Origin of the sequence: Kribbella sp. VKM Ac-2566, assembly GCF_004366005.1 — a bacterium.
GTDB lineage: Bacteria > Actinomycetota > Actinomycetes > Propionibacteriales > Kribbellaceae > Kribbella > Kribbella pratensis.
This window is the reverse complement of sequence record NZ_SODT01000001.1, coordinates 46,965-59,657: the sequence shown is the minus strand read 5'-3', so window position 1 is coordinate 59,657 and position 12,693 is coordinate 46,965. Positions and strand designations below refer to the sequence as shown.

At 68.5% G+C, this 12,693-nt stretch carries 13 protein-coding genes; 8 read left to right on the top strand and 5 right to left on the bottom strand.

Annotation, left to right across the window (positions count from 1 at the left end; translation table 11 throughout):
• Positions 1-24: 24 nt before the first annotated feature.
• From EV647_RS00295 to EV647_RS00285, 3 genes are all read left to right on the top strand, one after another.
• Complete coding sequence (locus EV647_RS00295; RefSeq protein WP_305000158.1) at positions 25-960, top strand: ParA family protein; 936 nt, start codon at positions 25-27, stop codon at positions 958-960.
• A gap of 114 nt (positions 961-1,074) precedes the next feature.
• Complete coding sequence (locus EV647_RS00290) at positions 1,075-2,040, top strand: ParB/RepB/Spo0J family partition protein (RefSeq protein ID WP_133996530.1); 966 nt, start codon at positions 1,075-1,077, stop codon at positions 2,038-2,040.
• A gap of 101 nt (positions 2,041-2,141) precedes the next feature.
• On the top strand, positions 2,142-2,918 hold the full coding sequence (locus EV647_RS00285) for a RibD family protein (RefSeq protein ID WP_166680170.1): 777 nt from the start codon (positions 2,142-2,144) through the stop codon (positions 2,916-2,918).
• Between the two features lie 991 nt (positions 2,919-3,909).
• Here the strand turns inward: EV647_RS00285 and EV647_RS00280 are convergent.
• The 4 genes from EV647_RS00280 to EV647_RS00265 form a co-directional block, all read right to left on the bottom strand.
• Positions 3,910-4,263: a DUF3817 domain-containing protein gene (locus EV647_RS00280; protein ID WP_133996524.1), complete on the bottom strand. Its 354-nt coding sequence runs from the start codon at positions 4,261-4,263 to the stop codon at positions 3,910-3,912.
• On the bottom strand, positions 4,260-5,081 hold the full coding sequence (locus EV647_RS00275; RefSeq protein ID WP_238176946.1) for an SURF1 family protein: 822 nt from the start codon (positions 5,079-5,081) through the stop codon (positions 4,260-4,262). Before EV647_RS00275 ends, EV647_RS00280 begins: the two co-directional genes overlap by 4 nt.
• A gap of 410 nt (positions 5,082-5,491) precedes the next feature.
• On the bottom strand, positions 5,492-6,439 hold the full coding sequence (locus tag EV647_RS00270; RefSeq protein WP_133996521.1) for a D-alanine--D-alanine ligase: 948 nt from the start codon (positions 6,437-6,439) through the stop codon (positions 5,492-5,494).
• A gap of 134 nt (positions 6,440-6,573) precedes the next feature.
• On the bottom strand, positions 6,574-7,884 hold the full coding sequence (locus tag EV647_RS00265) for a PLP-dependent aminotransferase family protein (protein ID WP_133996517.1): 1,311 nt from the start codon (positions 7,882-7,884) through the stop codon (positions 6,574-6,576).
• Positions 7,885-8,078: 194 nt separating this feature from the next.
• Here EV647_RS00265 and EV647_RS00260 point away from each other — a divergent pair, with 194 nt between their 5' ends.
• Genes EV647_RS00260 through EV647_RS00245 form a run of 4 tightly spaced genes read left to right on the top strand, consistent with a single transcriptional unit; the run spans position 8,079 to position 10,045 of the window.
• Positions 8,079-8,279, top strand: coding sequence for a hypothetical protein (locus EV647_RS00260; RefSeq protein WP_133996514.1), 201 nt, complete (start codon positions 8,079-8,081; stop codon positions 8,277-8,279).
• A 51-nt stretch (positions 8,280-8,330) separates the two neighbouring features.
• Entirely contained in the window at positions 8,331-8,984 is a 654-nt protein-coding gene (locus EV647_RS00255) for a GNAT family N-acetyltransferase (protein ID WP_133996511.1), read from the top strand.
• 3 nt (positions 8,985-8,987) lie between these two features.
• A complete protein-coding gene (locus EV647_RS00250; protein ID WP_133996508.1) occupies positions 8,988-9,377 on the top strand; it encodes a DUF2784 domain-containing protein in 390 nt (129 codons plus the stop codon).
• Positions 9,378-9,406: 29 nt separating this feature from the next.
• Complete coding sequence (locus tag EV647_RS00245; RefSeq protein ID WP_133996505.1) at positions 9,407-10,045, top strand: permease prefix domain 1-containing protein; 639 nt, start codon at positions 9,407-9,409, stop codon at positions 10,043-10,045.
• Here EV647_RS00245 and EV647_RS00240 read toward each other — a convergent pair.
• Positions 10,025-10,351, bottom strand: coding sequence for a PadR family transcriptional regulator (locus EV647_RS00240; RefSeq protein ID WP_133996502.1), 327 nt, complete (start codon positions 10,349-10,351; stop codon positions 10,025-10,027). The two genes, EV647_RS00245 and EV647_RS00240, sit on opposite strands and share 21 nt — an antisense overlap.
• Positions 10,352-10,424: 73 nt before the next feature.
• Here EV647_RS00240 and EV647_RS00235 point away from each other — a divergent pair, with 73 nt between their 5' ends.
• Positions 10,425-12,554 carry an MMPL family transporter gene (locus EV647_RS00235; protein WP_133996499.1) on the top strand — a complete coding sequence of 710 codons (2,130 nt, stop codon included), beginning with the start codon at positions 10,425-10,427 and terminating at the stop codon, positions 12,552-12,554.
• The last annotated feature ends 139 nt before the right edge of the window (positions 12,555-12,693 follow it).

The window sequence follows — 12,693 nt, the reverse complement described above, 5'->3', positions numbered from 1 at the left end:
CCCGCACCTATTGGAATGGGCGCTATGACTGCCGCACAGATCGCCGCGCGGGCCACGTCGGACGAGCTTCAGCGACGACTCCTCGAGACTCCGATCGCCGCCGCGACCGAACGGACCCTGCTGGTGAATGAAGGACGCACGATGGGCCGTGAATTCCCGCTGCCCGACCAGACCCGAGTCTTCGTCGTCGCCAACCAGAAGGGTGGTGTCGGCAAGACCACGACGACGGTCAACGTCGCAGCCGGCCTCGCTCTGTACGGCGCGAAGATCCTGGTCATCGATCTCGACCCGCAGGGCAACGCATCGACGGCCCTGGGCATCGACCACGCCGAAGGTACGCCGGGGGTGTACGAGGCGGTCATCGAAGGTGAGCCGCTCGGCAAGCTGATCCAGCCGTGCGCGGAACACCCCGGGATCCAGGTGGTCCCGGCAACGATCGACCTGGCCGGCGCGGAGATCGAGCTCGTCAGCCTCGTAGCGCGGGAGAGCCGGCTGAAGACCGTGCTCGAGGCCTACCTGGCCGAGACCGAGGCCGCCGGCGAGAAGTACGACTACGTCTTCATCGACTGCCCGCCGTCACTCGGCCTGCTGACGGTGAACGCGCTGACCGCGGCGCGCGAGGTGCTGGTCCCGATCCAGAGCGAGTACTACGCACTGGAGGGCCTGTCGCAGCTGCTCCGCCACATCAACATGGTCAAGTCCCACCTGAACCCCGGGCTCGACGTGTCGACGATTCTGCTGACCATGTACGACGCCCGCACAAAGCTGGCTGGTGAAGTCGCCGCCGAGGTGCGTGGCCACTTCAAGGACGCCGTACTGCGGACCGCCGTGCCGCGTTCGGTGCGGATCTCGGAGGCTCCGAGCCACGGGCAGACCGTGCTCGCGTACGACCCGGCGTCGGCCGGTGCACTGTCCTATCTCGAGGCGTCCCGCGAGATCGCCATGCGGAACAACGCCTGACGCACCGTTTCACGTGAAACGGGACACGAGGGCCGGTACGGGAGTAGCGGAGTCCGGTGTGCGTTGTGGTAGGCCAGCAGTAGCTCAGCAGGATGTCGACCTCGAGGGAGCGCGATGAACACCCGACTCGGACGCGGACTTGGTGCGCTGATCCCCAGCTCGCCGGCGCCTGGCACCACGACTCTCGGCAGCAAGTCGAGCTCGATCCCGGGGGCACCCCCGGTGACGACGCCGGCGGAGCCGCAGGGACCGGAGTTGGCCGCGGTGCCGGGGGCGTCGTTCGCGGAGATCGACGTCGACAAGATCACGCCGAACCCGAAGCAGCCGCGGACGGTCTTCGACGAGGAGGCGATGGAGGAGCTCGTCCACTCCGTCAAGGAGATCGGACTCCTCCAGCCGATCGTCGTACGCCGGCTCGAGGGCGACTCGTACGAGCTCGTCATGGGCGAGCGACGCTGGCGCGCGACGCAGCAGGCCGGGCTCGCGACGATCCCGGCGATCGTGCGGGACACGTCGGACGACGCGATGCTGCGGGACGCGCTCCTGGAGAACCTCCACCGGAGCCAGCTGAACCCACTGGAAGAGGCGGCGGCGTACCAGCAGATGCTCGACGACTTCGGGTGCACGCAGGAAGTCCTCGCGACGCGGATCGGGCGGTCCCGGCCGCAGATCTCCAACACGCTGCGGCTGCTGAAGCTGCCGGCCTCCGTTCAGCGTCGGGTCGCGGCCGGCGTGCTGTCCGCCGGCCATGCGCGGGCGCTGCTCGGTCTTCCCAGCGGAGACGCGATCGAGCGGCTCGCGCAGCGGATCGTTGCCGAGGGCCTGTCGGTGCGGACGGTCGAGGAGATCGTTTCGCTCGGCGACATGAGCGCCGAGGATCCCACACCGGCGCGCCGCCGCAACAAGCCGGTCGCACCGCGGCTGGTCGACTTGGCCGACCGGCTCTCCGACCGGTTCGAAACCCGCGTCAAGGTCGACCTCGGCAAGACGAAGGGCAAGATCACCGTCGAGTTCGCCTCGGTGGACGACCTGGAGCGCATCGTCAGCCTGATGGACCCGGGTAAGTCCACCGACGACTGACCTCACCCCCCGCGGTCCAGCCGCGAACATGCCTGCCGAATTGTCGGCGGCCGCTGGTAGAACTTGGCGTCCACCCATCCAGCGAGCCGGGGGAGGACGCAGTGCAGAAGCGACCGCGTGTGGTGGTCAACGTGGAGGCGAGCGCCGACGGCAAGGTCGCGCTCACCCGGAACGCACTCTTGATGCATCGGCCAAGTTCGGAACTGTGGGCGTCGATGACGCCGCAGTCGCCGGACTCGGTCGCGATCGACGTCATGGAGAGCGTCAGGCAGCGGTATGGGTGTAATGCCGTCCTGGAAGGCAGCGGCAGCCTGGTGAGTGAGGACGAGATCCCTGCCCGGCTGCCCACGTACGACGGCGACCCGGTCGGGCTCTACAAACACTTCCTTCCGGCGGATGTCATCGAGCAGCGGTCGCCGTTGCACATGTGGTTCACCGTCGTCGACAGTCGCGGACGAGTGCGTTGGACGGAGAGACACGAGAACTGGGATGCACTGGTTCTGGTGGCGCGGTCGACTCCGGCCGACTACCTCGGGTACCTCCGCCGGGAACGCATCTGCTACCTCGTTGTCGGCGAGGAGCGTGTCGATCTGAGCCGAGCAGTGGCTGCGATGGGAACGGAACTCGGCGTTTCGTGCATCCTGTCGAACGCCGGCGGCGGGTTGAACGGTGCGCTGTTGCGGGCAGATCTGATCGACGAGCTGCACCTGAAGCTGGCGCCCGCACTGGTCGGCGGACTCGGGACGCCGTCGGTCATGGACGGATCGCCGCTCGCGGTCGGTGAGTTTCCGACGCGACTGCAGTTGCTCTCGGCGCAGTCGGATGCGGCCGGTGCGGTTCGCCTCCACTACGCCGTACGACGTGAATCCGGGGCCTAGCGAGCCGTGAAACGGGGGTTGCTGAGGCGGCTCTCGGAGGGATCGGTCTTGGGAATCACAGGGATGTAAGTTCGACGAGATGGCTTAGGATCGCGCTCACAGAGCTAGTTCGTGGTGCGAACTAGTGCAATAGATCGCCAGGGAGATATGTCGACAAATCAATGTCGACACTTGACGCAATGTTTCATGTGAAACATTGCGTGGGCGGGTTGAGAAGGTGGGTGCCGCCCACTCCGCGGGGGTGTCGGCCAGGGCCGGCAGTGGAGGAGCGGCCAACGCGGCGAGCGCCTTGCTGACCTCGACGCCGTGTCCCGTCCGGCGCTGGAGGGTTGTCGAACGAACCCGAACACGCCGCAGGACGACCGCCGCTCGCTCTAGCAGAACAGCCGCTCTAGCAGGACAGCCGCTCCAGCGGGACAGCCGCTCTCCAGCGGGGGTAGCGCGGCCATCGATATCGAGTCCACGACGGCCTTGTGCAGATCGCGGGTCAAGCTCTGCATTCGAGTGGACCGAGTCGTCGACCGCGGAGCAGTACGCGGCGGGGGCGGGGCAGCCGTGGGGCACAGGTGGAGGGTGGGGACAGGAAACGGCTACTGGGCACCTGAAATAGCAGGTGCCCAGTAGCCGCTTCCTATTCCCAGTCCCGATTGCCGTCGTCCGCGTCGTGCATCGCGCCTCCGGTTCCTGTGTCTCGCGCCCCTGGGCACGCGCCCCTGTGTCTCGCGTGCTGCGCCGCGGATCTCGCGTGCTGCGCCGCGAGTCTGGCGTCCTGCGCCGCGGGTCTCGCACTCTGCGCCGCGGGTCTCGCACTCTGCGCCGCGGGTCTCGCGTCCTGCGCCGCGGGTGACGGCCTCCGGGAGGCGGGTTATGTGATCGGTGGCGGGATGTAGCCCGCTACCGGTGATACAGCCCGCAAGTGGTTGGAGTGGATCCGTGCGACGGGCGGGCGAGAGTGCTCGCGGTAGTGCTTCAGAGGGCGGTGTGACGGGGGTTAGCGGCCGAGCAGTTCGTGGGTGGTTTTGCGTTCGGCGTAGAACGAGAGGAAGGGGATCGTTCCTGCGACGGCCATCAGGACCAGGCGGGGGAAGGACCAGCGGACTCGGCGGAAGAGGTCGAACGTGCCGAGCAGGTACACGACGTACAGGAAGCCGTGCAGGGGGCCGATCACGTTCATCGCGCCGGGGTTGTCACCCAGGTACTTCAGCGGCATCGCGACGAACAGCAGCAGGAGCAGCATCACGCCGACGACGTACGCGATCACGCGGTAGCGGGTCAGCGCGCCGCGGACGGCCGGAGTGAGCGGCTGCGCGCCGGCGGAGGTGGCGGGGTCGGCAGAGGAAGTCACGCTGAAACGGTACCGCTTGACTCCACAGCCTCCCCGACACGGTCACCTGTCCCGGAGTCACCTGTCCCGGAGTCACCTGTCCCGGAGGCGCCTGGGGCGGGGGCGCCTGGGGCGGAGGTGGTTGTCGTGGGGTCTTTCGGGTCGCGGTGGGCGTCCAGGACCATGCGGGCCCACATCCAGAGGGTGAAGGCGGCGAAGATCCACCACTGGACGGCGTATGCGACGTTGCGCAGGCCGGCGTGGTCTGTGGGGGGCGGGGGCGGTGCGACGACCGCGGGTGCGGGGGAGGGTACGACGCCTGAGTCCACAGCGGACTGTACGACGAATGCGTCGTACAACCGGTAGTTCACCAGGTGCACGATCGTCGGGATGCGCAGCGACGACAGCACTCGTCCCTTGGCGGCATCGTCCGACGAGTCCTCTGCTTCGGAGGCCACTACGGACCCACTCAACCGCACCGGTCCGGAGGGCGCGGTGACGGCTCGGTCAGAAGGTGAGGCAACCCACCCGCGGACGATCATCACCGCGTCGGTACTGGAGAGCTTCAACGGCGAAACGACCCACAGTCCAGCTCGCCCGTCCTGCAGGCGGTCGGCGACGAGGACCTGGTCCGCAGCCGGGCCCCAGGTGCCGTCCACGGTCACTCGACGGCCGACAGCCTTCGATGGGAGGCCCTCGTCGATCGAGAACAACGACCGCAGCGGGACCGGAGGTGCGGCAGCGCGCTGGGCGGTGGCATCGGCCGTCTTCGACTGATACACACCTAGTTGCCACACGCCCATGACCGTCATGACCGACGCGAGCGCCAGGGCGAGCACGAGAAGACCGACCCACCGGGGCGCCAACGCCGTCCGCCACAGCGACCGAGCAGAACTCCCACCACCCGCGGCATCGGAGCTCGCACCACCCGCAGCGCGAGAGCTCCCACTACCCGCAGCGCGAGAGCTCCCACTACCCGCAGCGCGAGAGCTCCCACTACCCGCGTCGGAGCCCGGACCACCCGCGGCATCAGAGTTCCCGCCACCCGCGGTGTCGGAGTTCCCACTACCCGCCGTGTCGGACCTCGCACCACCCGCGGTGTCGGAGCTCCCACCAGCCGCGGTGTCGGACTTCCTGGGACCCGCTGCGCCGGAGCCAGCGACATGTGTCGTGCTGGGGATCACGGCATCGGTCGGGGTGGCGGGGTCGGTGGAAGGCGGATCGTGGGGGTCGGGCATTGAGGTACTTCTCAGCGGGCTGCTGCGGTGGCGAGGAGGTCGCGGCAGAGGACGCCGAGCTCGATCCCGGCTGCCTCGGCGGCCAGCGGGACGAGTGACGTCTCGGTCATTCCGGGCGCCACATTCACCTCGAGGAACCACGGCACACCGGCCGCGTCCACCACGAGGTCCGTCCTGGACAGGTCACGCAGGCACAGCGCCTGGTGCGCCTGCACAGCGGCTGCAGCGCACGCACCGGCGGCTTCAGGCTCCAGTCGCGCAGGTACGACGAACTGCGTCGCCCCAGCCGTGTAGCGCGCCTCGTAGTCGTAGAACCCCGAGTCCGGACGGATCTCCACAGCAGGCAGCGCCCGCGGACCGTCGCCGACGTCGACGACAGTCACGGCCACCTCGGTCCCGTCGATGTACTGCTCGATCAACGCGACCGGACCGTACGCGTAGCAGTTCACCATCGCCGACGGCAGTTCCTCGGCAGACCGCACGATCGAAGCACCCAGCGCCGAACCGCCCCGGGCCGGCTTCACGACCAGCGGCAGACCGATCTGCTGGATCACAGCCTCCATCAGCGCAGCGGCACCCAGCTCGCGGAACGTGTCATGCCCGAGCACAACCGATGCAGGCGTGTGCAGTCCCGCAGCGCCGACGACCGTCGCGGCCACGGGCTTGTCGAACGCCGTACGGCACGCTGCCGCGTCGGCTCCGACGTACGGAACGCCGTACAGGTCGAGGACCTGGCGGAGTGCGCCGTCCTCGCCGGTGACACCGTGCAGGACGGGGAAGACCGCGTCCGGGGGATCCTGGCGCAGACGATCGACCAGGGAGGCGTCGACGTCGCGTTGCTCGACCTCCACGCCGACACTGCGCAGGGCGTCCGCCACTCGGCGGCCGGACCTCAGCGAGACGTCCCGCTCGTGCGACAGTCCACCTGCCAGTACCAGCACTCGACCCAGATCACTCATCACAAATATCCCGATCACTCGTGGGCGACTCCGGCACGGTCGCCGGTCCCGAGGCCCACTCGAACGGTACCCCTACCGCATCCTGGACCCCCGCCCGCCCGTAGGTCCCTTGCGCAACCTTTGCGAACCGGAACCTAGCTCAGTTCTGGTCCTGGGGCGTCGTAGCCGTGGCCGGCGCCTGGTGTCAGCGGGCCGAACGTCTGCCGGAGTTCGAGCTCCTCGTTGATCACCGCGGCGAGCCTGCCGACGCCTTCGGTGATGCGCTCCGGCGTCGGATGACAGTACGACAGTCGCATGCACTGGGAGCCGAAACCGTCGGCGAAGAACGCCGTTCCGGGCACGTACGCGACCCGCGCCGTGACCGCCCGGGGCAGCATCGCCTTCGCGTCCAGCCCTTCCGGCAACGTCAGCCAGACGTAGAACCCACCCCGCGGCCGGGTCCAGGTGGTTGCCGCTGGCATCTTTTCCGTCAACGCCGCGAGCATCGCGTCGCGGCGCTCGCGGTACATCTCCCGGAACTGCTTCACCTGCCCCATCCAGTCGTGCCGGACCAGGTACGACGAGATCGCGAGCTGACTGAACGTCGGCGGGCACAGCGTCGCGGACTCCTGCGCCAGCACGAGTTTCTCCCGTACGGCGTGCGGCGCGACGGCCCAGCCGACCCGGAACCCGGGGGCGAACGTCTTCGAGAACGACCCGAGGTAGATGACGCCTTCGCGATCCGCCGCCCGCAGCGCCTTCTGCGGCTCGCCCTCGAACCCGAGCAACCCGTACGGATTGTCCTCGAGGATCAGCAGCTGGGCCTGCTGACAGATCTCCAGCACCCGCGCCCGCCGCTCGTCGGACAGCGAAACCCCGGCCGGGTTGTGGAAGTTCGGGATCGTGTAGAAGAACTTGATCCGCTTGCCGGCCGCGCGCACCGACGCGATCGCCTGCTCCAGCGCCTCCGGTACGACGCCGTCGTCGTCCATCGCGACGTGCACCACCTCACACTGGTACGCCCGGAAGACGCCGAGCGCGCCGACGTACGACGGCGCCTCGCAGATCACCACGTCGCCGGGATCGCAGAACACCCGCGTCACCAGGTCGACCGCCTGCTGGCTGCCGACCGTGACCACGACGTCGTCCGGATGGGCCTCGATGCCCTCCAACCGCATGATGTCGCAGATCTGGTCGCGGAGCGTCGGGTCGCCCTGGCCGGAGCCGTACTGCATGGCGGTGGCGCCGTTGTCGGTCACCAGGTCGCGGACCGCGCCGCCGACCACGTCGAGCGGCAGACCGCCGATGTTCGGCATGCCGCCGGCGAGCGACACCACCTCCGGCCGACTGGCGACCGAGAACAGCGCTCGGATCTCCGATGCGGTCATGCCCTTGGTCCGGGCTGCGTACGCCTCGACGTAGTTGTCGAGTCGGGTCTGCCGGACATCGGGCACGTCAGCACTCACGGGGGCCACTCCAACGGTGATCGAGGGGGAAGTCACCAGGTTACGTCGACAGACCCCGGTCGGGGCTGGGGATCGGCGTGACCTCTCACTACCATGCCTTATAGGGGCAGGTTCGACCATGCCGGAATCTGGCTGCTGAGACAGCCGGCCGGGATGGTGCGGCCTGAGAGGTGGACTCGGAAGGCGGATCAAGGATGAGCGTGGGCAGGACAGCCGGCTGGACGCTCGGTGGTTTGGCGGTGGGCGTGCTGGCCGGGTTCGCGGGCGAGCTGTTCAGGCGGCAACCCGCAGGGAAGGTGCAGCAGCGGTACGTCGCCCCTGAGGCGACCCGCACCACGGACGCGCGGACTCCGTCCCCCGTCCCTGAACCGGCGGCCGAGCCAGCCGCCCGATGACATACGGACCGTGACGAAGCTAACAGCCTGTATTGCCGATCGGATGCGCTGATGGCCCGACGGGTGGAACCGCTGACGCTCGCCAATCTCGGCGAGCTTCCGGTGCCCTGCCGTGACTGTGTGTTCTGGCAACTGGACCCGGTGGCCGCGCGCCAGGCCGCCCGGGACGGTGACACCGCGCTGGAGAAGGAAGCCTGGCTGTCCCAGTTGCTGCTCGACTGGGGGACCGCCGGGATCGTGTTGTACGTCGACGACGAGCCGGCCGGGTTCGCGGTGTACGCGCCGGCGACGTACCTGCCCCGGATTCAGGCGTTTCCGACTGCGCCCGTCAGCCCGGACGCCGTCGTCCTCGCGACCGGCCGGATCCTCCCGCGGTACCTGGGCCTCGGGCTCGGGAAGATCCTGGTCCAGGCTGTCGCCAAGGACGTCCTGAAGCGCGGCTTCCGGGCCGTGGAGGCGTTCGGGGACTCGCGGTGGGACGGGCCCGGCTGTGTCTGGCCGACCGACTTCCTGTGCGCGGTGGGGTTCACGGTGGTACGAGAGCACCCGCGCAATCCGCGGCTGCGGCTGGACCTGCGTTCAGCGATCACTTGGCGCCGCGAGATGGAGGCCGCCGTCGAACGCCTCATGGGCGCGATCAGGCCGGAGCCGGCCCCGCCGGGACCAGTGACGGTTCGTGACGCCCTGAGATCAGGCCCGGAGTAGCCCATGATCTGGCGGGCGCTGGCCGACGTGGTGATGATCGTGCACGGTGCCTTGCTGCTGTTCTTCGCGGTCGGCGCGTTCCTCGCGTGGCGCTGGCCGAGGCTGATCTGGATCCACCTCGGCATCGTGGCGTGGAACTTGGTGATCGTGCTGGTCGACTTCGGCTGCCCGGTGACGGCGACCGAGAAGTTCTTCCGCCGCGAAGGCGGCGAGAGCGTGTACGCGGGCGGATACATCCAGCACTACCTCGACGGCCGGCTGTGGCCCGACGGTGCGACGCCTGTCGCGGAGAAGGTCGGGTTCGTCCTGGTGGTGATCGGGTACGCCGGATTCTTCGTCGTACGGCGCCGTACGACGAAGCTCAGGGGCGAGTCAGTGGGACCCCGGACGTGAAACCCCGGCGTCGTCCCCATACTGGAGGGGTGCCCATCGACGAGTACCTGGCTGCCCTGAGCAAGGAACTCTGGGGGCCTCGGCGCCGCAAGGCGGACCTGCTGGCCGAGGCCCGCGACCACCTGACCGACGCCACCGAGGCCTTCGAGGCCGACGGGCTGGACAGGTACGACGCGGAGAAGCACGCGGTGGCCGAGTTCGGGACGCTCGAGGAGGTCGCTCCGGGCTATCGGGCCGAGCTGGCGGTCAGCCAGGGCCGGCGAACCGCGATGCTGCTGTTCGCGTCATTGATCGTCCAGCCGCTCATCTGGCGGCAAGGAGTCTGGGCCTGGAGCCAGGACGCGCCGGGCAGGTCCCCGCTGAACGACTTCCTCCAGGAACTTGTCCGCGGCGTCGGATCCGTGGTCATCGTGGGCGCGGTGCTGGCTGTCCTCGCGGCCGGCATCGGGATGCGGCACCCGGTCGTCCGGGACCATGTCAGCCGCGTCACCGGGATCTTCGCGCTCGTCAGTGCGACGGCGGTCGGCCTCATCAGTCTCGCGATGCCGGTGAGCAGCCAGAGCCCGGTCGGATCACTCGATCTCACCGTGGTCGTCGGCTTTGTCGTCCTGCCGCTGTTCCTGGTGGCGTTGCACGCGCGACGCTGCCTACGCCTGGCCCGGGCGTAGCACGCCTTCCACCACTGCGCGGAACGTCAACCACTCCTGCTTGCCTGAGACAAGCATCTTCGTACCGGCGCTGGTGAGCTGATACGTACGGCGTTTCCGCCCGCCGACCGTGCTCCACTCGCTGGCCAGGTAACCGGCCCGCTCGAGCCGCCGGAGCGCCGGGTAGAGCGTGCCGGTGGGCAGATCGAGCTCGCCGCCGCTGCGCTCCAGCAACGCCTCCATGATCGCGTAGCCGTGCAGCGGTTCGTGCTCGACGACCGCCAGGATCATCGGGTCCAGGTGTCCACGCAGCGCATCCGCCTTCATGTAGCCAGTCTACTCATATACCTGTTACTGTCGAGAGGCAACATGTAGCCATTCTACTTATCAAGGATTCACCATGACCATGGACACCGAGATCCGACAAGCCACCCGGCCCGGTCTGCTGCACCGGGTCTCCGGGTGGGCGATGCGGCACGCCGGCCTCGCGCTCCTGCTCTGGGTGCTCGTGCTGGCCGCGGTCACCGCGGCGGCGACGGTGGTCGGCGCCAACTACAAGAACGACAACTCGTTGCCGGGCACCGACTCCCAGCGGGTGACGGACATCTTCACGGCGCACCAGCCGAAGGGGGACACGGCCTCGGTCCAGCTCGTCTTCCGGGCCGACGGCGGCCTCGACGCGGAGAAGTCGCGGGTCGCGTCGATGCTGGCGGTGGTCCGCGGGCTCCCGCACGTCGTCTCGGTCGCCGACCCGTTCGCCGGTCCGGGTGCCATGTCGACAGATCGACGTACGGCGTATGCGACGGTCGGACTGGATGTCGCGGTGGCGGACATGCCGGTGGACGACGTCCGGACGATCATCCATCGGGCGCAGGACTTCGCGCGGCCGGGGTTCCAGGTCGAGGCCGGCGGAGATCTGGCCCGGAACGCTGCCGAGAGTTCGGGAGGCGCGTCCGAGGGTGCGGGAATCCTGGCTGCGCTGGTGATCCTGGTGTTCCTCTTCGGGTCGTTGCTTGCGGCAACGCTTCCGCTGCTGACCGCGGTGTTCGCGGTCGGCAGCACGGTCGCGTTGCTGATGCTCGCGTCGCACCTGTTCACGGTGCCGGAGTACACGACGCCGGTGATGATGCTGGTCGGGCTCGGTGTCGGCATCGACTACGCGTTGCTGATCTTCTCGCGTTATCGCCACGAGTTGCTGAACGGCGAGGCCGACGCGAAGGTCGTGGCCCTGGACACCGCGGGCCGGTCGGTGATGTTCGCCGGCTGTACCGTCGTCATCGCGCTGCTCGGCCTGCTGGCGTTGGGACTCGGTTCATTGCAGGGCGTGGCGCTCGGCGTCACGTTGACGGTGCTGATGACGATGCTCGCGGCAGTGACGTTGCTGCCGTCGTTGCTGACGCTGTTCGGGAAGCGGATCGAGCGGAGCGTGCGCAAGCATGCCGCGAAGCAGCGGCGTACGCCTGGCGACGGTTGGCGGAAGCTGGCCGGCGTTGTGCAGCGTGGGCCGTGGGTGCCGTTGGTGCTCGGCGTTCTCGCGCTGGTGGCGTTGTCGCTTCCGACGTTGGGGATGCGGCTCGGGTTCGCGGACGCGGGAACGGACGATCCGGCAAAAACGAGCCGGAAGGCGTACGACCTGTTGGCGGAAGGTTTCGGGCCCGGGTTCAACGGTCCGTTGGTCGTGGTGTCCGAGGGGGATCAGGCCGCGGCCCAGGCACTCGGGCAGACGTTGGCCGCTGATCCCGGGATCGCCGCAGTGACGCCGCCGCAGGTGACGCCGGACGGCAAGATCGCCACGGTGCTGGCGTTCCCGAGGTCGGCTCCGCAGGACGCGGCGACGAGCGACCTCGTGCAGCGGTTGCGCGACGACACCTTGCCTGCGTTGGAGTCACGGACCAATGCGACGTACCTGGTCGGTGGGTCGACGGCGGCTGCGGACGACTTCGCTGCCGCGGTGAGCAAGCGGCTGCCGATCTTCGTGCTGGTCGTGGTGGGCTTGTCGGCGTTGCTGCTGATGGCCGTGTTCCGGTCGGTGCTGATCCCGTTGAAGGCCGCCGTACTCAATCTGCTCAGCATCGGCGCCTCACTCGGGGTGATCACGCTGGTGTTCCAGCAGGGCTGGTTCGGTGCGCAGTCCGGACCGATCGAGGCGTTCGTGCCGGTGATGATCTTCGCGATCGTGTTCGGGTTGTCGATGGACTACGAGGTCTTCCTGGTGTCCCGGATCCACGAGGAGTGGCGGCGTACGGGCGATGCACAGGTCGCGGTACGGGAAGGGCTGGCGACGACAGGCAGCGTGATCACGGCGGCGGCCGCGATCATGATCGTGGTCTTCGGCGCGTTCCTGCTGAGCCCGGACCGGATGCTGAAGCAGTTCGGCCTGGGCCTGGCGACCGCCGTGCTGCTCGACGCCCTCCTGATCCGCTGCGTCATCGTCCCAGCCGTACTCCGGCTACTCGGCAACCACGCCTGGTGGCTACCGAGCAGCCTCGACCGCGCCCTCCCCAAGATCAAACTCGAGGATCACTCATAGCGCGAACTCCAGACGCGGGCCTTGCAGATCTCGGCTCTGCGCGGGGAGCCGGGGATGGGGAACTGGGGAGGATCTGCTCCCCGGATCGGGCAGGAATCCTCCCCGCTCCCCTCCGTCCCGCAAGGATGAGCCCGCCTGG